At 72.2% G+C, this 18,337-nt stretch carries 15 protein-coding genes; 2 read left to right on the forward strand and 13 right to left on the reverse strand.

What is annotated here, in order from left to right; all coding sequences use genetic code 11:
* Window positions 1–4: 4 nt before the first annotated feature.
* The 6 genes from AC1DT4_RS06040 to AC1DT4_RS06065 all read right to left on the reverse strand — a co-directional run bounded on the left by AC1DT4_RS06040 (window position 5) and on the right by AC1DT4_RS06065 (window position 8,569).
* Window positions 5–1,498 (reverse strand): DUF2252 domain-containing protein, encoded by a 1,494-nt coding sequence (locus tag AC1DT4_RS06040; RefSeq protein ID WP_477088871.1) that lies wholly within the window; start codon window positions 1,496–1,498, stop codon window positions 5–7.
* A 52-nt stretch (window positions 1,499–1,550) separates the two neighbouring features.
* Complete coding sequence (locus AC1DT4_RS06045; RefSeq protein WP_477088872.1) at window positions 1,551–2,144, reverse strand: type II toxin-antitoxin system VapC family toxin; 594 nt, start codon at window positions 2,142–2,144, stop codon at window positions 1,551–1,553.
* Window positions 2,145–2,230: 86 nt separating this feature from the next.
* The gene (locus tag AC1DT4_RS06050; protein ID WP_055916480.1) at window positions 2,231–2,842 is read right to left on the reverse strand and encodes a GTP-binding protein; all 612 of its coding nucleotides are present in this window, start codon (window positions 2,840–2,842) and stop codon (window positions 2,231–2,233) included.
* The gene (locus AC1DT4_RS06055; protein ID WP_456824043.1) at window positions 2,823–3,200 is read right to left on the reverse strand and encodes a DUF742 domain-containing protein; all 378 of its coding nucleotides are present in this window, start codon (window positions 3,198–3,200) and stop codon (window positions 2,823–2,825) included. The genes AC1DT4_RS06050 and AC1DT4_RS06055 overlap by 20 nt, the downstream gene beginning before the upstream one ends.
* 22 nt (window positions 3,201–3,222) lie before the next feature.
* Window positions 3,223–3,672, reverse strand: coding sequence for a roadblock/LC7 domain-containing protein (locus AC1DT4_RS06060; protein WP_028051268.1), 450 nt, complete (start codon window positions 3,670–3,672; stop codon window positions 3,223–3,225).
* 85 nt (window positions 3,673–3,757) lie between these two features.
* Window positions 3,758–8,569: a sensor histidine kinase gene (locus tag AC1DT4_RS06065; protein WP_477088873.1), complete on the reverse strand. Its 4,812-nt coding sequence runs from the start codon at window positions 8,567–8,569 to the stop codon at window positions 3,758–3,760.
* 239 nt (window positions 8,570–8,808) lie between these two features.
* Between AC1DT4_RS06065 and AC1DT4_RS06070 the strand changes: the two genes are divergently transcribed.
* A complete protein-coding gene (locus AC1DT4_RS06070) occupies window positions 8,809–9,789 on the forward strand; it encodes an NAD(P)H-quinone oxidoreductase (RefSeq protein ID WP_477088874.1) in 981 nt (326 codons plus the stop codon).
* Between the two features lie 119 nt (window positions 9,790–9,908).
* Here the strand turns inward: AC1DT4_RS06070 and AC1DT4_RS06075 are convergent, their stop codons facing one another.
* Window positions 9,909–11,138 carry an AGE family epimerase/isomerase gene (locus tag AC1DT4_RS06075; RefSeq protein ID WP_477088875.1) on the reverse strand — a complete coding sequence of 410 codons (1,230 nt, stop codon included), beginning with the start codon at window positions 11,136–11,138 and terminating at the stop codon, window positions 9,909–9,911.
* A gap of 54 nt (window positions 11,139–11,192) precedes the next feature.
* Here AC1DT4_RS06075 and AC1DT4_RS06080 point away from each other — a divergent pair, with 54 nt between their 5' ends.
* The gene (locus AC1DT4_RS06080; protein WP_477088876.1) at window positions 11,193–11,714 is read left to right on the forward strand and encodes a bacterial proteasome activator family protein; all 522 of its coding nucleotides are present in this window, start codon (window positions 11,193–11,195) and stop codon (window positions 11,712–11,714) included.
* 3 nt (window positions 11,715–11,717) lie between these two features.
* On the opposite strand, the gene AC1DT4_RS06085 is transcribed toward AC1DT4_RS06080, so the two are convergent.
* The 6 genes from AC1DT4_RS06085 to serS form a co-directional block, all read right to left on the reverse strand.
* Window positions 11,718–12,587 (reverse strand): EamA family transporter, encoded by an 870-nt coding sequence (locus AC1DT4_RS06085; protein ID WP_477088877.1) that lies wholly within the window; start codon window positions 12,585–12,587, stop codon window positions 11,718–11,720.
* 42 nt (window positions 12,588–12,629) lie between these two features.
* On the reverse strand, window positions 12,630–13,568 hold the full coding sequence (locus AC1DT4_RS06090) for a carbohydrate ABC transporter permease (RefSeq protein ID WP_477088878.1): 939 nt from the start codon (window positions 13,566–13,568) through the stop codon (window positions 12,630–12,632).
* Entirely contained in the window at window positions 13,565–14,542 is a 978-nt protein-coding gene (locus AC1DT4_RS06095; protein WP_477088879.1) for a carbohydrate ABC transporter permease, read from the reverse strand. The genes AC1DT4_RS06090 and AC1DT4_RS06095 overlap by 4 nt, the downstream gene beginning before the upstream one ends.
* A gap of 96 nt (window positions 14,543–14,638) precedes the next feature.
* Window positions 14,639–15,979, reverse strand: coding sequence for an ABC transporter substrate-binding protein (locus AC1DT4_RS06100; protein ID WP_477088880.1), 1,341 nt, complete (start codon window positions 15,977–15,979; stop codon window positions 14,639–14,641).
* 233 nt (window positions 15,980–16,212) lie between these two features.
* Window positions 16,213–17,010, reverse strand: a complete 798-nt coding sequence (locus AC1DT4_RS06105; RefSeq protein WP_477088881.1) for an HAD family hydrolase — start codon at window positions 17,008–17,010, stop codon at window positions 16,213–16,215.
* Window positions 17,007–18,272, reverse strand: coding sequence for a serine--tRNA ligase (gene serS / locus AC1DT4_RS06110; protein WP_477088882.1), 1,266 nt, complete (start codon window positions 18,270–18,272; stop codon window positions 17,007–17,009). The genes AC1DT4_RS06105 and serS overlap by 4 nt, the downstream gene beginning before the upstream one ends.
* Between the last annotated feature and the right edge of the window lie 65 nt (window positions 18,273–18,337).

Below are 18,337 nucleotides of genomic sequence, written 5' to 3' on the forward strand. Positions count from 1 at the left end.
GGGTTCAGACGCCCTGGACCGCCTCGAGGCGTCCCGAGGCGATGGCGTCGGCCAGCGCCGCGTGGTCCTTCTCGGTGCGGTCGGCGTAGCCGTCGGCGAAGTCGGCGAAGGCCTCGTCCGACGCCTTGGAGCCGCCGAGGTACGCGGCGATGGCGACGCGGTCCCCCGACCGTGCATGGGCACGGGCCAGGGTCCACGCGCACAGCGCGCCATAGTCGCGCATGCCGGTCGGCGCCATGGTCTCGACCACGGCCGAGCCCTTCCAGTCGCGCAGCTGGCGGACGTAGAAGTCCCGGGTGACGCCGTCGAGCCCCTCGTTGCGCTGCCAGCCGAGCATGATGTCGCTGGCCGCCTGCATGAGCCGCTGGCCCTCGACCACGCGCTGCCCCGACTGCGTGTACTCGCTGGCCCCGAGGAACTGCTCGAGCACGGAGGCCTGCGCCTCCTTGGCCTGCAGGACGAGGTAGTCGTCCACGTCGACGCCCTCCAGCAGGAGGATCCACGCGCGGGTGCCCACGCTGCCGACGCCCACGACCTTCCGCGCCATGTCGACGATGCGGTACTGCCCCACCAGGTGCCGGCGGTCCGGCTGCAGGCTCGCCTGGTAGGCCCGCACCAGGTCCTGCATCCCGGCCGCGAAGCGGGCGGCACCCTCCTCGCCGAGCAGGTCGGTCATCGACGTGACCAGGGGCGGGTCCGAGCGGAAGCGGCGGTGCCCGTCGACCAGCTCCGTCAGCTTCGTCACCGACTGCAGGTGGTCGCGCGAGCGCGCCTTCTTCACGGTCGACTGGGCACCCTTGGTCTCCGCCTTGCGGAACCCGCCGCCGTTCTTCGACAGGAAGTCGTCGACGTCGAGCCGGGCGTACCAGACCTCGAGGTTCGGCTTCGCCGCGAACTCCCGGATGGTCGTCCGGTACATCTTGGCCACGCTCAGCAGGATGTCGCGGCGCTCCTTGCGGCCGAAGCCGTTGCCGCGCGCGGCGATCTCGACGCTGGCCAGCAGCCGCTTGACGTCCCACTCGAACGGGCCCGGCAAGGTCTCGTCGAAGTCGTTGAGGTCGAACAGGAGCCGGCGTTCCGGCGTCCCGTACAGCCCGAAGTTCGACAGGTGCGCGTCACCGCACAGCTGCACGTCGAGGCCGGAGTCCGGGGTCGCCGCCAGGTCCGACGCCTGGATCAGCGCGGCCCCGCGGTAGAACGTGAACGGCGTGGCCACCATCCGGCCGTAGCGGAGCGGCACCAGCTCGGGCAGCCGCGAGTGGCCCTGGGACACCAGCAGCTCGATGGGGTCGGGCCGCGAGAACCCCGACCCCACGTCGGCGAGCGCCTCGCGCGGCAGCAGCACCCGGGCAGCCGCGCCGCGGGCGGCTCGCTCGTCGCGAGTCAGGTGCGTGACCGGGTCGGCGGCCCGCCGGCGGTGCGGCCGCAGCGGCGGGACGGGGCGCGGAGACCCCGGGGTCAGGACTGCATCGGACCGCGCACCAGCCGTCTCCGTCATTTTCTGAAACTAGGCCGGACCGAGGCTGCGCGGAAGGGTCTGAGCAGCGGGTTCACCCGGCCCGTTCCCACCACCCCGTCGGCCAGCCCGGCGAGACGACCTCGAGCCCGTGCAGCGCCGACACCTGCGCCAGCTGCACGTCGTACGTCGCGACGCTCGCCACGTCCGGGTGGGCGAGCGCGGCCCCGATGTGCAGTGCGATGAACGGCGGGAGCACGCCGGAGATCTTCGTGGCCGCACGCAGCGTCTGGTCCGAGAACCGGATCACCTCCACCCGCGCCTCGACGTCGTGCGCCACGCCGCTCGCCTCGACGCCCCGCGGGCGCGCCACGCGGCGCAGCTCCGTCAGGCCGAGGGGCGTCGTGATCAGCTGCGCCTCGTGGTCGGCGGCCCACGCGAGCCACTGCGTGCGGCACGGCGCGCCGTCGAGGTACCGGGAGAGGGCCGAGCCGTCGGCGTAGACGCGCGTCGTGCGCACCTCGGTCCCGGCGACCGCGTCGTCCGGCACGGTGGCGGCCGGCGTCGGCACGTCGGCGGCGACTTCCGTGCGCGGCTCGTCGTCGCGGGCCGCGCGGGGCTGTGGCAGCTCCGGGGTCCCGTCGTCGCCGGCCGGACGTGGCGACGGGACGGAGGACGAGGCGGTCACGCCCCCATGATCCCCCACCTCGTCGACCAACGACGGCGGCCGGCCCCCCTGCAGGGGCCGGCCGCGGTCGGGTGGGACCTCGAGGGTCACCGGCTGCGCAGACGCTCCATCGCGAGCTGCACGAGCGAGATGAGCGCCTGCTTCGTGGCCGCGCGCGACCGGGCGTCGGTGTAGAGGACCGGCACGTGCGCCGGGATGGCGAGAGCCTCACGGACGTCGTCCAGCTGGTGCTTGGCGACGCCGTCGAAGCAGTTGACACCCACGACGAACGGGATGCCACGGCTCTCGAAGTAGTCGACGGCCGGGAAGCACTGGTCGAGCCGGTCGGTGTCGACCAGGACGACGGCGCCGATGGCGCCGCGGACCAGGTCGTCCCACATGAACAGGAACCGGTCCTGCCCAGGGGTGCCGAACAGGTAGAGCCAGAGCGACCCCGGCAGGGCGATGCGACCGAAGTCCATCGCCACCGTCGTGGTGGTCTTGCGGTCGGACACGCCACCGGCGTCATCGACGCCGACGGAGTGCTCGGTCATCGCGGCCTCGGTGTTGAGGGGCTCGATGTCCGAGATGGAGCCGATGAAGGTCGTCTTGCCGACGGCGAACCCGCCGGCGACGACGATCTTGACGACCGTGGGTGCGACGCTTCCTGCCGTGCCCGCCGGAGCGGCCACAGCGGCGTCAGAGGGCGGAAATGCCATTGAGAACACTCTCCAGCACGCTGAGGGACAGGGCAGGGGACTCACCGGTGTTGACCTCGACCGGCTGTGAGGTGTGCACGCGCACGTACTGCTGGTCAGACAGATCGGATACGAGGATCCGGATCACTCCGAGCGGCAGGTGGAGCAGAGCGGAGAGCTCTGCCACCGAGATGTAGTTGGACGCTGCATGCTGCAGGATCGCCCGCTTCTCGGGCGGCAGACCCTGGCTCGCGACGGCGCCGGGCATCACCTCGACCAGTGCCTCGAGAGGCAGGTCGGAGCGCGCCGAGCGCACGCGGCCACCGGTCACGGCATAGGGCCGGACCGTTCTGGCCTCGTACTCGATGTGCTCGCTCATGAGTCAGTCTCTCTCCGTGGCCTCAGGCCACCGGCGCGCGCGTGGCGCCGTCGACAGGGAGCTGACCACGCATCTCGGAGATGAGCTGCGGCGTGAGGGTCGCCTCGGTACGAGAGACGAGCATCGCCATCTCGTAGCCGATGAGGCCCACGTCGCAGCTGGACTCCGCGACCACGGCGAGGACGGAGCCGTTCGAGACGCTCATGAGGAAGAGGAACAAGTTGTCCATCTCGATGATCGCCTGACGCACCTCCCCCGCACGAAGCTGGCGCGCGGCGCCACGGGTCAGGCTCGACATCCCGGAGACGATGGCCGCGAGCTGGTCGCCGCTGGTGCGGTCGAGCTGCTCGGACATCGCCATGAGAAGACCGTCCGCAGACACCACGAGTGTGTGGCGGGTGCCGGGCACGGTCCGGACGAAGTTGTCCAGGAGCCAGCCGAAGTTGGCTGCCTCGGTGCTGAGCGCGGTCACACTTCCTCCTTGCTGGTGCAGTCGATGACTGCGGGGTCAGACGCCACCATGGCGGTGACGACGGTTGTGGGGTCGGGGGCAGTCATCAGCTCACGCCGTTCTGGCCGGACGGGTCCTCCGTGGCACGACGGCCGCGGGAGGTCCCGGACTGGAAGCTCGACAGACGCGACCGGAGCTGGTCCGCGTCACGCTGCACGGGCTTCCCTTCGTCCTCGGTGACGGTCGTCGCCGGGACAGCTGTGGGGACTCGCTTGGTCAGGCGCTCCGCGTTGCCACCCGTCGCCGCCGGCCGGTAGGCCGAGAGCTGGGAGAGCTCGGAGAGTGCCTGCTCCTGGATGTCCGAACGGAGGGCGAGCATCGCCGCCACCTCGTCGTCGAGCGTGCCGACCCGGGGTGCGACCGACGGCGGCAGCGCGGGCTGCGGGACCGTCGACAGCGGTGCCGGGTTGCCACCGGGGCGGGCGGCCCACTCCGGCGGCTGCCACGAACCGGACGGCGCGGGCTCCAGGGGAGCCGGAGCTGCCGGCAGCGGGGCGACGGAGGCGGGAGCGGGAGCGACCGGGGCCTGGGCCGTGGGAGCGGGCCACGCGGTGGACGCCATCCACGACTGCGAGGAGTCCGCACCGGCGGGTGCCGGCGCAGCGGCTGCCTCCGACGTCCAGGCCGAGGTCCGCACGGGGGCGACCTGGCTGACGGGCTCCGGGGCGGCGGCGAGCGGCGCGGGGGCGACCGGGGCCGCAGCCTGGGGCGCGACCTCGTCGGCCTTCTTCTTGCCGAACAGGCCCCACCGACGACGGCCCTTGGCGTCGTCCGACGGCGTCTGCACGAGCTCGGAGAACGGGGCCTCGGGCGCCGCGGGGGCGACCGGGGCCGCCGCCGTCGGTGCCCACGCCGGGGCGGCGACGGGCTCAGGGGCCGAGAACGAGACCGGGGCCTCGTAGACGGGTGCCTGCTGCGGGTACGCGACCGGCTCCGGCGTGACGGCGGCTGCCGCCTCGACGGGGGTGAACAGCTGCGTCGGCGACTCGACCTCGGCGGGCGCGGCCTGGAACGTCGGCCACGCCGGCGCCTCCTGGACGGGCGCGGCCCAGACCGGGGCCTCCTGCTGCGCGACCGGAGCTGCCCAGGCGGGCACCTCCTCCTGCGCGACAGGCTGCGGCTCGGGAGCGACCTCGGCCTCGTACTGCGGGGCGTCGTCGAGCTCGGGCTCGGGCTCGGGGTCGGGCTCGAGGTAGACGCGGCGGAACGCGACACCGTCGATGACGGCGAGCTCGGGCTCGGGCTCCGGCTCGGGCTCCGGCGCCACCTCGGCGACGGGCTCGGGCTCCGGCGCGACCTCGGCGACGGGCTCGGGCTCCGGGGAGACCTCGGCCACGGGCTCGGCGGCGGCCTGGGCGGCCTGCTCCTCCCACTGCGGCGCCTGCCACGTCGGCGGCTCCCACGCGGGTGCCGGCCAGGCGGCGTCGTCGGCGGCGGGCTCGGCCGGGAGCTGCTCCTGCACGGGGGCGGCCTCGACGGCCTCCTCGACGGGGGCAGCGACCTCGGCGACGGGCGCGGGCACGATCGGCATCGCGCCGGTGTGCCAGGCGCGGGCCTCGTCAAGCGTGCGCTCGAAGGGCACGTACGGCGCCGGGGCGTCGGACGCCGGTGCGCCCCACCCCGAGTAGCCGCTGTAGGACGTGAAGCTCTGGACGGGCGCGACGGACGCGGCCGGGGCCTCGACCTCGGCGACAGGCTCGTCGAGCTCCTCGACGACCGGCTCGGGTGCCGGCGTGGCCACCCGTGCGGTCAGCGCGGCCGGCGCCTGCTCGGCGACGACAGGGGCTTCCCAGGCGGGCTCGTCGTCGACGATCGCGTGGTCCCAGGCCTGCGAGTCGGACGCCACGGGCGCCTCCCACACGGGGGCCTCGTCGGCGACCGGCGCGTCCCAGGCAAGGGCCTCGGCGGCGGGAGCCTCCCACGCGGGGGTCTCCTCCACGACGGAGGTCTCCTCGGCGACGGTCTCCTCGGCAACGGGCGCCTCGGCGACGGCCTCCTCGGCGACGGGCGCCTCCCAGACGGGGGCCTCCCACGTGGCGGTCTCCTCGGCAGCGGGGGCCTCCCACGCCGGGGTCTCCTCGGCGACGGGCGCGTCCCAGCCCTGGAGCTCGGCAGCGGGGGCCTCCCACGCCGGGGTCTCCTCGGCGACGGGCGCCTCCCAGGCCGGAGCCTCGGCGGCAGCGGTCTCGGCGACGTCCCAGGCGGGAGTCGGCTCCCACACGGGCGCCTCCTCCTCGGGAGCGGCCTCGACCTGTGCGGCGACGGCGGCAGCGGCCGCGGCGCTCTGCGCCTCGCGGTGCTCGGCCTCCTGCGCCTCCCAGGTGTCCTCGTCGTCCACGAGCTGGGGGACGATGATGGGCTCGGCGGGGGCCGCGTGCGCACCGCTCGACATCCAGGGCGCGCGGACGGCGTTGGACTGGGCGGGCGGCAGCGAGCGCTCGTCGTCGTCGGACGACAGCGCCGGCACGACGAGGTTCTCGTCGGTGTCGCTGGTCGCGGCGGGCGTCTCCGTGCGGCCACGGAAGCCGGAGAAGAGCCCGGCACGGGCGGCGGGGGCCGGAGCGGCGGCGGACGCGGTGGGCGCGTCCTGCTCCGGCTTGGCCCACGCGGACGTGGAGGCGCGGCTGCGGCTCGGCAGACCACCCTTCTCGGGCGCGAGCGTCGCGGGCCTCCAGTCGGAGCCGGCGGCCTGGATCTCGGGCGCGATGTGGCCGTCGGGGGCCTCGGGCAGGACGAGGTTGTCCTCGTCGAACGTCTTCTTCGACCGCGACGGCAGGCCGGTCGACTGCGCCATCTCCGTGACCGGGATGGGGCCGACAGCCTCGTCCGAGCCGTCCTCACGACGACGACGGTGCGGCAGGCCGAGGGACGTCTGACCGTCCGTCAGGGCGGCGAGGTCGACCTCGTCGACGACGGGCGCCTCGATCTGGGGCAGGCCCGGGTCGTTGCGCGGCGCCGCGAGGGCAGCCGGCGCGCCGGAACCGTACAGGGCCGTCTCGGTCGCGACGAACAGCGTGGCCGGGAACTTGACGATCGTCTCGGTGCCCGTGCCGTGCGCCGCCTTGAGCAGCTTGACCTCGGCACCGAGGCGCTGCGCGATGCGGCCGACGACGAAGAGGCCGAGGCGCTGGTTGCCCAGGGAGTCGCTGGCGGACGTCGAGTAGATCTTGGCGTTCGCCGCCTCGAGCTCCTGGTCGCTCATGCCGAGGCCCTGGTCGAGGACGCGGACGACGACGAACTGGCCCGAGACACCGGTGGTGACCGTGACGGGCGTCTCCGGCTCGGAGAAGATCGTCGCGTTCTCGAGGAGCTCGGCGAGCAGGTGGGCGGCGCCGAGGGCGTTGAAGCCGTGCATGTGCGGGTCGACCTGCAGGTCGAGCTCGACGCGGTCGTACTGCTCGATCTCCGAGGAGGCCGTGCGGACCACGTCGGACAGCGGCATCGCGTCGCGGAGGCGTCGGCCGGAGTCGATGCCGGCGAGGACGAGGAGGGACTCCGCGTTACGACGCATGCGGGTGGCGAGGTGGTCGAGGCGGAAGAGGTTCGCCAGGGTGCTCGGGTCTTCCTCGGCACGCTCCAGGGAGTCGATGAACGACAGCTGGCGGTTGAGGAGCACCTGGTCGCGGCGGGCGACGTTGACGAACATCTCGGCGATGGACCCACGCAGGGCTGCCTGCTCCTGGGCGACCGCGACCGTGGTCTGGTTCACCGAGTTGAACGCGGCGGCCAGCTGGCCGACCTCGTCGCGGGACGTCACCGGGATGGGCGCGAGCGTGATCTCCGGGCCCTCACCGGGGACGGCCACCTGCTCGACCAGTCGCGGCAGCTGCTCGCGGACGTCGGCGGCGGCCTTCGTCAGGCGACGCAGCGGGACGATGATCGAGCGGGAGACGACGAGGGCGAGGAGGAGCGACAGGCCGGCCGCGAGGACGGCCGCGCCGATGGTGATCACGGCGCGGGTCTGGGCGTCGGTCACGGCCTGCTTCGCGACCTCGTCGGCGGCGGCGAGGATCTTGTCGTTGACCTCGGAGAGCGACGCCAGCTGCGCCTGGATCTCGCCGGCGAAGACCGTGGGGTCGACGGCGGCGAAGCCCTGGGCGTTGCCCTGCGACAGCAGCGACCGGATCTGCGTGAACTTCGAGGTCGGGTCCTTCTGGGGCAGCGCGAGGTCGGTGACACCGAGGCCGGAGACCGCGCTGCGGGCACGTCCGCGGGAGAGCTCGGTGGCGGCGGAGCTGTTGGTGAAGGTGCGCAGCAGGGCCGGGGACTCGGCGCGGGCGCTCCACAGGGCGACACCGTTGATGAGCTCGGCGACCAGGTTGTCGGCGGTCTGGCTGGTCTCCTTGTAGCCCGTCACGTACGCGGAGAGCTCGCGGTTCCTGAGGCTGTTGGAGACCTGCTCGACCAGGCTGATCTGGCTGGTGATGAGGTCGCCGTAGTTGCGCTGGATGAGCGCGCGCTGGGCCTTGGTGTCCACGCGGGTACGCAGCGAGGGGAGCATCGTGTTGTACGACGACTGCACCGCGAGGAACTGGTTGATCACCGACTGCGGGAACTGGGAGAGATCGAGCTTCGCGGTCGAGGGCCGGACGGACGCGAGCGCCACGTCGGTCGCCTCACGCGCGGCGGCGATCTGCTCGGGCGTACCACCGTTGAGCGAGAGGACGCGCTCCGTCTGCACCGCGCTGGCCAGCGGGCCGTAGGCCTCGAGGGTGCTGATGACGCCCTCCGCCGCCTTGGCGTAGCGGAGGTCCTGCAGCGCTCCGAAGGAGATGTAGGCACCGGCGCCGAAGATGACGAGGATGGGGACGGCGAGGACAGCCATCACTTTGGCGCGGATGCCGAGCCGTCGCAGCATGTCGATCCCTTCCGTCTTCCGGCAACAGGTGTTGCCGCCAAGTCGTACCGGTTGTGCCCTCTGGTCAGTCGACCCGCGAGGTGTCCCGTTGCCCTTCATCGGCTGCTGGACGCCGGACCATTAGCCCGCGGCAGAGTTTGCCATGGACCTCACCCACTGGGATACGGCGACATGACGCCTCATTCGGGTGTCGTGTGCTAGCAGCGGAACGGGGCTCGTTGCGGGGTTACTGTGCGGACGTGCGTGCCGTGGTGATCACGAAGCCGGGCGATCCGGACGTCCTCGCAGTCGACGAGGTGGCCGAACCCGCCCCCGGACCGCTGGACCTGATCGTCGAGGTCGCGGCGGCCGGAGTCAACAGGGCGGACCTGCTCCAGCGCGCCGGCCACTATCCCGCGCCGCCTGGCGCACCCGCCTGGCCGGGCCTCGAGGTGTCGGGCACGGTCGTGGCGCGGGGCGACGGGCTGGGTCCAGACGACCTCCAGGTGGGCGACCGTGTCGCCGCGCTGCTCGCCGGCGGCGGCTACGCCGAGCGGGTGGCCGTGCCGGCGGCGCTCGCGCTGCGCATCCCCGACGGTGTGTCGACGGTCGACGCCGCGGCCCTGCCCGAGGCCCTCGCGACGGTCTGGTCCAACCTCCGAGCGGCGCGCCTCTCCCCCGGCGAGACGCTGCTCGTGCGGGGCGGCTCGGGCGGCGTCGGCTCCGCGGCGGTCCAGCTCGGCCGCGCCCTCGGCACGCGCGTGATCGCGACGGCGGGCGGCCCGCAGCGCACGGCGCGCGTCCGCGGGCTCGGCGCCGACGAGGCGTTCGACCACCGGGAGCCCGACCTCGTCGGCCGGGTCCTGGCGGTGACGGACGGACACGGCGTCGACGTCGTGCTCGACGTGCTGGGCGCCGGAGGGCTGGCGGACAACCTCGCGATGCTCGCCGACGACGGCCGCCTCGTGATCATCGGGATGCAGCAGGGCCGGCGCGGCGAGCTCGACCTGTCCGCGCTGCTGTCGAAGCGGGCCAGCATCCTGGGCACGATGCTGCGCTCGCGCCCGCACGACCAGAAGGTCGCGATCATGGACGGGGTCCGCCGGCACGTCTGGCCCCTCGTGGCCGACGGCTCCGTGCGGCCCGTGGTGCACGCGCGCCTGCCGTTCGAGCAGGCCGCCGACGCCCACCGCCTGCTCGAGACCGGCGAAGCCTTCGGCAAGGTCCTCCTGCTCCCCTGAGCACACCCCGCTGAACGCGACGTCCGAGCACCTGGTCGCCAGGGCAGCCCATTCCTCGGACGTCCGCACTCGTGTGGGTCAGAGGCCCACCTGGTGCGGACGTCTGCGGTGGACCGTGGTCAGTCCAGGAGGCCGGCGGCGAGGGCCGGGGCGATGACCGGGGTCAGGGGCAGGCGCGGGATCAGGGTCGCCTGGACGGCGTGGTAGAGGTCGGCCTTGCCGGCCCAGACGGTGCGGGACACCTGGTTGTCGGTCCCGAGCTCGTGCCACCACGACCCCCCGACGCGGTCGAGGACGTGCGCACCGATGTACTCCCACCACTGCGTGTAGGCGTCGTCGAACCGCTCCTCCCCTGTCGCGGCGTGCAGGGCGGCGGCGGCGGCGACGGCCTCGGCGGCCACCCAGTGCATGCGCTCGCGCACCACCGGCACACCGGCCCAGTCGACCGTGTACACGAAGCCCGGGGCACCGTCGACGTCCCACCCCTCGCGGACGGCGGCGTCGAAGAGCGCGACCGCGTCCTCGAGCATCCAGACGGGGGCGACGTCGCCGCGGGCCGTGATGGCGGCGCGCGCGTGCAGGGTCAGGCGGGCCCACTCGAGCCAGTGGCCGATGGTCGCGCCGTAGGGCCGGAACGGGTGCGCCGGGGTGTCCGCGTTGTACTCGAGGTCCGGGACCCACGCCGAGTCGAAGTGCTCGGGGATGCGCCAGGCGTTGCCGGCGGCCCAGCCGTGCACGACGCGCTCGACGATCCGCAGCGCGCGGTCCAGCCAGACGCGCTGCCCGGTGACGTCGGCCGCCGCGAGGTACGCCTCGACCGTGTGCATGTTGGCGTTGACCCCGCGGTAGGGGTCGAGCGTGGTGAAGGCCCGGTCCCACTGCTCGACCACCATGCCCGCCTCGTCGTCCCAGAACCACCGCTCCGAGACGTCCAGCGCCCGGTCCAGCAGCTCGCGCGCGCCCGGCCGGCCGGCGGCGGCCGCGCTCGAGGCCGCGAGGATGACGAAGGCGTGCGGGTAGGCCGCCTTGTCGGTGTCCCGCGGGGTGCCGTCGGGCTCGACCTCGGCGAACCACCCGCCGTGCTCGTCGTCGTGGAACGCGCCGCTCAGCGCGGCCAGACCGTGGTCGACCAGGGCGGCCGAGCCGGGGCGACCCAGCAGGTGCCCGAGTGCGTACACGTGCGTCATGCGGCACGCGATCCACAGCTCGAGCGGGCCGTCGACGGCGGCGCCGGCCTCGTCCTGCCGGGCGAACCCACCGGGGACCACCGAGGCCCGTCCGAACTCCAGGAGCCGGTCCGTCTCGTCCTCGAGCCAGCGGGCATGGGCGGGTGTGGTGAGCCAGGCCATGTCGTCCACCCTAGCGACGCTGCGGACCGGCCCGGCGTCCGTCAGAATGCCGGGGTGACCGACAACGCCGAGCAGGACGCCCCGACCTCCGACGAGCCGCGCGTGGTGGTGATCGACGCCGGCACCGAGGAGGACCGGCCCGAGGACATCACCGCGCTGGTCGGCCAGCCCGCCAAGGTCATGCGCATCGGCACCATGATCAAGCAGCTTCTCGACGAGGTGCGCAGCGCTCCGCTCGACGACGCCGCCCGCGCCCGCCTGGCGGAGATCCACGAGCGGTCCCTGCACGAGCTGGAGGAGGGCCTGTCCCCCGAGCTCGTCGCGGAGCTGCACCGGATCACGCTGCCGTTCGTCGAGGACCAGGCGCCGTCCGACGCCGAGCTCCGGATCGCTCAGGCGCAGCTGGTCGGGTGGCTCGAGGGGCTGTTCCACGGCATCCAGACCGCACTCGTCGCGCAGCAGATGGCCGCGCAGTCCCAGCTCACCGGGATGCGTCGCCAGCTGCCGTCCGGCCCGGCGCAGGGCTTGCCGGCCGATCCCAACAACCCGAACCCGTCCACGGGCCAGTACCTGTAGCTGCTACGCAGGCGGCGGCGCCTCGTCGGTCACCGGCTCCTCGCGGTCCAGGCCCGTGAGCACGATCGCGCCGGACACGAGCAGCAGGCCGACCACCTCGAGCCCGTGCGGCACCTGGCCGAGCACGACCGCCCCGACGACGGCGGCCGTCGCGGGAAGCATCGCCAGGAGCACGGCGAAGGTCGCCGCCCGCACGCGCCGCAGCACCACCTGCTCGAGGGCATAGGGGATCACGGACGAGCACACCGCGATCGCGACGACGAGCGCCGCGAGCCGGGCGTCGTGCAGCACCGGCCCGGCGCCGCCGGCCAGGAAGGGGGCGAGCAGCACGGCGCCCGCGGCCATCGCGACCGAGAGGCCGGTGATCCCGCCCGACGCGGCGCGGGCGACCCGGCGGCCCAGCAGGATGTACGCCGCCCAGCACGCTGCCGCGACGAGGATCGCCACCAGCCCGATCACGGCGCCCGGTCCCGCGTCCAGGCTCACCCCGGCCAGGAGCACGACGCCCACGGCCGCGATCGCGATGCCCACGCGGTCGCGCCAGCCACGCCCGGTCACGGCCGCGACGGCCACGGGTCCCAGGAACTCGATCGACACCGCGGTGCCCAGCGGCAGGTGGTCGATCGCGATGTAGAACGCCACGTTCATCACGGCCAGCACGAGGCCGAACACGACGGCGGTGCGCAGCTCGGGCCACGTCCACACGCCCCGGGAGCGCCACGGGCGTCGCCAGACCAGCAGGACGAGCGCCGCGACCGTGATGCGCAGCCAGGCCACCGAGCCGGCGGCGATCGTGCCGAAGATGCCGACCGCGAGCGCCGCCCCGACGTACTGCGTCAGCCCCGAGAGGACGAACAGCAGGGGTGCGGGCACGGCCTCAGGCTAGGGCAGCCGTGAGGCCGTGCCGGCGACCGCCTATCCCTTGACCGACCCGGCGAGCAGGCCGCGGACGAAGTAGCGCTGCAGGCTGAGGAACACGATCACCGGCACGATGATCGAGACGAACGCCCCGGCCGTGAGCAGGTACCACTGCGAACCGCGCTGCCCTGTGAGGTTGTAGAGCGCGACCGTCATCGGCGCGACCGCCTGGGACGAACCCGCGAACGTCAGCGCGACGAGCAGGTCGTTCCACACCCACAGGAACTGGAAGATCCCGAAGGCCGCGAGCGCGGGCTTGAGGATCGGCAGCATCAGCCGGAAGAAGATCGTGACGTGCCCGGCACCGTCGACGCGGGCGGCCTCGATCAGCTCGGCGGGGATCTCCTTCATGAAGTTGTGCAGCAGGAACACCGCGAGCGGCAGGGCGAACATCGTGTGCGACAGCCAGATCGCCCAGAACGTGCCGGCGATGTTGATGTCCGCGTAGATGGTCAGCAGCGGGATGAGCGTGACCTGGATGGGCACGATCTGCAGCGCGAAGACCGCCACGAACAGCGCGTTCTTGCCCCAGAAGTTCATCCACGCGAACCCGTACGCCGCGAGCGACGCGATGAGCAACGGGATGAGCACCGCCGGGATGGTGATCACGATCGAGTTGATGATGTACGGCGCGAGCGACGACGAGCTGTCGGACGCGAGCACCGTCTGGTAGTTCTCGAGCGTGAAGCTCGGGTTGGTGAAGACGGTCCACCAGCCGGACTTGTTGATGTCCTCGGCGGGCCGGAACGAGCTGATGAACAGGCCGAGGGTCGGCACCGTCCACACGACCGCGAGCACGACCGCGGCGAGCGACGCCCACGGGGACGTCAGGCGCTTCTTCGTCGCCTCCGCGACACCCCGGACGTCGCCGACCTGGTCGTCGACGCCGCCCTTGGGCAGCCCGGAAAGGTCCAGCTGGGGTCCGACGGTGCTCATCGTGCCTCCGATCGCCGGATCTGCCGGATGTTGTAGACGATGATCGGGATGACCAGGATGAACAGGAGGACCGCGAGCGCTGCACCGAGCCCTTGGTTCCCTGCGCTGAAGCTCTGCGTGAAGAACTCGTTGGCCACGACGCTGGTGCCGAACTGGCCGCCGGTCATGGTGCGGACGATGTCGAACACCTTGAGGCTGCCGATGGCGATCGTGGTGAGGACCACGACGAGCGTCGGCCGGATGGTCGGGATCGTGATGAACCGGAACATCCCCCAGGAGGAGACGCCGTCGAGCCGCGCCGCCTCGACCATGTCCGCGGGGATCGCCTTGATCGCCGCGGAGAGGATGGTCATGGCGAACCCGGCCTGGATCCAGATCATCACGGCGATGAGGAACAGGTTGTTCCAGGGCTCGTTGATGAGGAACTGCTGGGGTGTCCCGCCGAGCCAGACGATGATCTGGTTGAGGAGGCCGATCTGCTGCGGGTTGACCGCGAGCGTCGGGTCGTAGAACCGGTACTCGTAGACGAACTTCCAGATGATCGACGCGCCGACGAACGAGACCGCGATCGGCAGGAAGATCAGCGACTTCGCGACCGCCTCGCCCTTGGCGCCGTCGACGATGATGGCGTAGATGAGGCCCACGATCGTCGCGACCACCGGTGCGACGAGCACCCAGAGCACGGTGTTGCGCAAGACGATCAGCTGGTCGCTGGACGTGAAGATCGCGGTGTAGTTGTCGATCCCGATGAACGACTTGCCTGCGGCGTCGAAGAACGAGCGGATGACGGTGCGCACGGCCGGGTAGACCAGGCCGAGCAGGAGGAGCAGGAACGTCGGCCCGACGAAGAACCAGGCGACCCGCTTGGCCCCCCGCTTCTCCAGGAGCGCGACGACGAACAGGATCAGACCGATCACGACGGTGAACGCGACCAGCGCGACCACCATCGCCACGAGCTTTTCGGCGAGCTGCATCGGACCTCCCGACAGGGACGAGGGTGGACGACGGGACTGACGGCATGCAGGCCGGTCCCCGGGAGCCGCGGACGACTCCCGGGGACCGGCCTCACGTCAGGACGTCGGCCAGGCGGCCTCGATCTTGTCGAGGGTGTCCTTGGTGGACTGTCCCGTGATCCAGTTCGTCGCTTCCTTCCAGAACACGGAGTTCGCGGCGGCCGGCATGCGGTCCGAGCCGTCGAAGCGGAACACCGAGTTCGGGTCCTGCAGGATCTTGGCGGAGAGCAGGTCGATGGGGTTCACCAGGTTCGCGGTGTCGAGCCCCTTGTTGGCGGTGATCCAGCCACCACCGGTGTCGTCCGAGCTGGCCTTCGCCTTGATGTTGGCCCAGGTGTCGGTGGACCAGAACTCCTGGAGCGCCTGCACCTCGGGACGGTCGCTGAACGCGGTGACGAACTCGCCGGCACCGAGGACCGGGTGGTCGTCGGCGTTCACGCCCGGCAGGTAGAACGCGAAGACGTCGCCGTCCTCGGCCACCTTGGTGCCCTCCGGCCAGTTGGCCGCGTAGAACGACGCCTGGCGGTGCAGCGCGCACTGGCCGTCGAGGATCGGCAGGCCGCCGTCCTGGAACGCCGTGCTCGCGATCGACGTGACGTCGCCGAAGCCGCCGTTCACGTACTTGGTGTTCTTCAGGTAGTCGCCCACGGCGTCCAGCGCCTTGGTCGGGTCCTCCGAGTTGAACGCGATGGAGTGGTCGACCCACTGGTCGAAGGCCTCCGGGCTGGCGACCCGGAGCATCATGTCCTCCATCCAGTCCGTGATCGGCCAGCCGGTCGCGTCACCGGACGCGATGCCGGCGCACCAGGGCTTGATCCCCGTGGCCGCGATGTCGTCGGAGAGCGACTGGAGCTCGTCGAGCGTCGTCGGGACCTCCCAGCCGTTGTCCTTGAACTGGGACGGCGAGTACCAGACCAGCGACTTGACGCTGGCGCCCGACGGGGCGGCGTAGAAGGTGCCGTCGACCGAGCCGTAGTCCTTCCAGGACGGGTCCCAGAACTTGTCGACGTTGTCCGCGACCGCCTGCGGCGCGGCGACGACGGTCCCCGTGGCCACCAGCTGGGCCAGCAGGCCGGGCTGGGGGACGATCGCGATGTCCGGCGTGTTCTTCGCCTGCGCCTGGACCAGGATCTGCTGCTCGAAGCTCTTGTCGGCCTGGTAGTCGACCTTGACGCCCGTGCAGTCCTCGAACGCCTTGAACGAGTCCGTGTACGGCTTGTCCTCCGGGGCGACGATCCCCGCGTAGATCGAGACCGTCTTGCCGCTCAGGTCCCCGTACGAGTCATAGATCGAGCAGTCCGCCGACGGGTTGTCGGTGCTGTCGCCGTCCCCGCCACCGCCGCTCGAACACCCCGTCAGCGCGAGCGCGAGGCCCGCGCTCGCTGCTGCCACTGCCACATAGCCACGACGCTTTCGCGTGCCGTTCATGAGACCTCCACGTCGTCATGTCCCGGTCGAGCGCAGGCGGATTCCCCCGCGCCCTTGCAAGCGATGCAAGCCGTTACGCAAGACGGGCGCAACCGGTAAGACCGGGCAATCCGGTCACGATTGAGTCACGGGAGGGCGTCGGGGGCCTGGAAGTACGAAAACCGCCCGGAATCGTTGTCGAAACGGACGAGATCGACGGCAGGTCAGACGAGCAGACTCCGCAGGATGGCGAGGGCGCCGTCGTCCTCGATACCGCCCGTGACCTCGTCGGCCGCTGCCCGGACGGTGGCGGGCGCGTGCCCCATCGCGACGCCGCGGGCCGCCCAGCGGAGCATCTGCACGTCGTTGCCTCCGTCCCCGATCGCCACGGTGGCGTGCGGCTGCACCCCGAGGTGCTGCCTGACCTCCTCGAGCGCGCTGGCCTTGGAGACGCCCCCGGGCGTCAGGTCCAGCCACGCGGACCAGCCGACGGCGTACTCGACCTCGTGCAGGCCCACGCGCTCCACCAGCTCGTGGAACTGCTCGGGCGTGCTCTGCGGGCTGCGGATGACCACGCGGGTGGCGGGCGTCGAGGTCAGCTCGTCCCACGACACCACCTCGAGGTCGCCCGAGAGCTCGCCGTCGGGGAAGTCCGCGGAGACGCGGAAGCCCAGGCCGAGGTCCTCGACGGCGTAGAGCGCGTCGGGGAGCTCCATCGCGATGGCCCGCAGCGCCGGCCCGGGGTCGAAGGTGACCACCCGGACGATCTCGTAGCCGAGCTCGACGGAGGGGTCGAGCCGGGCCGTGACCGCACCGTTGGAGCAGACGACCCACCCCTCGGTCAGCCCGAGCTCCTTGGCCACCGGCGCGGCCGAGTGCACGCCTCGACCGGTGGCCAGCACCACGTGGAGGCCGGCGTCGCGGACGTCGCGGACCGCCTGGCGCACCTCGTCGGAGATCACGCCGTCGTAGGACATGAGCGTCCCGTCGACGTCGAGGGCGACGAGGCGGCAGCGGGTCATCGCACCGGCTCCAGCACCTCGAGGCCCCCCAGGTACGGACGGAGCCCCTCGGGGACGCGCACCGAGCCGTCGGCCTGCTGGTGGTTCTCCAGGATCGCGACGATCCAGCGCGTGGTGGCCAGCGTGCCGTTGAGTGTCGCCACCGGGCGCATCGAGCCGTCGGCTGTGCGCTCGCGGACGCCCAGGCGGCGGGCCTGGAACGTCGTGCAGTTCGACGTCGACGTGAGCTCGAGGTACCGCTCCTGGCTGGGCAGCCACGCCTCGCAGTCGAACTTGCGCGCGGCGCTCGAGCCCAGGTCGCCCGCGGCCGTGTCGATCACGCGGTACGGGAGCTCGGCGAGGGCCAGCATCTCCTCCTCCCACGCGAGGATGCGGCGGTGCTCGTCGTAGGCGTCCTCGATCGTCGTGTAGCTGAAGGCCTCGACCTTGTGGAACTGGTGCACGCGGATGATCCCGCGGGTGTCCTTGCCGTAGGAGCCGGCCTCGCGCCGGTAGCAGGCCGACCAGCCGGCGTACCGCTTGGGGCCCTTCGACAGGTCGAGGATCTCGCCCGAGTGGTAGCCGGCGAGCGCGACCTCGCTGGTGCCGACGAGGTACAGGTCGTCGGCGGGCAGGTGGTACACCTCGTCCGCGTGGGCCCCGAGGAAGCCGGTGCCCGCCATGATCTCGGGCTTGACCAGCGTCGGCGTGATGACGGGCGTGAAGCCGGCCGCCAGGGCCTTGTCGACCGCCGCGTTGAGCAGCGCGAGCTCGAGGCGCGCGCCGATGCCGGTGAGGTAGTAGAACCGGGCGCCGGACACCTTGGCGCCGCGCTCGGTGTCGATCGCGGCCAGCCCCTCGCCCAGCTCGAGGTGGTCCTTCACCGGGAAGTCGAACGACCGCGCCTCGCCCACGTGCTTGAGCACGACGTAGTCGTCCTCGCCGCCCGCGGGCACCCCGTCCTCGACGACGTTGGAGATCCGGCGGCTCAGCTCGGTGGCCACGGCCTCGGCGGAGTCCGCGTCGGTCTGCAGCGCCTTGACCTGCTCGGCCAGGTGCTTGGCGCGCGTCAGCAGCGCGTGCTTCTCGTCGCCCTGCGCCTGCGCGACCAGCTTGCCCAGGGACTTCTGCTCGGCCCGCAGCGTCTCGAACTCGGTCAGAGCCGAGCGTCGGCGGGCGTCGGCGTCGAGCACCTGGTCCACGAGGTGGGGGTCGTCCCCCCGCGCCGCCTGGCTCGCCCGGACGAGGTCGGGGTCCTCCCGCAGGAGCCGCAGATCGATCACCCAAGAACCCTACAGACCCGCGCCGGACGCCCGGCACGCCCGTCCACCAGCCCCCGAGGTCGTGC

This window comes from Cellulomonas sp. P4_D11 (genome assembly GCF_056401915.1).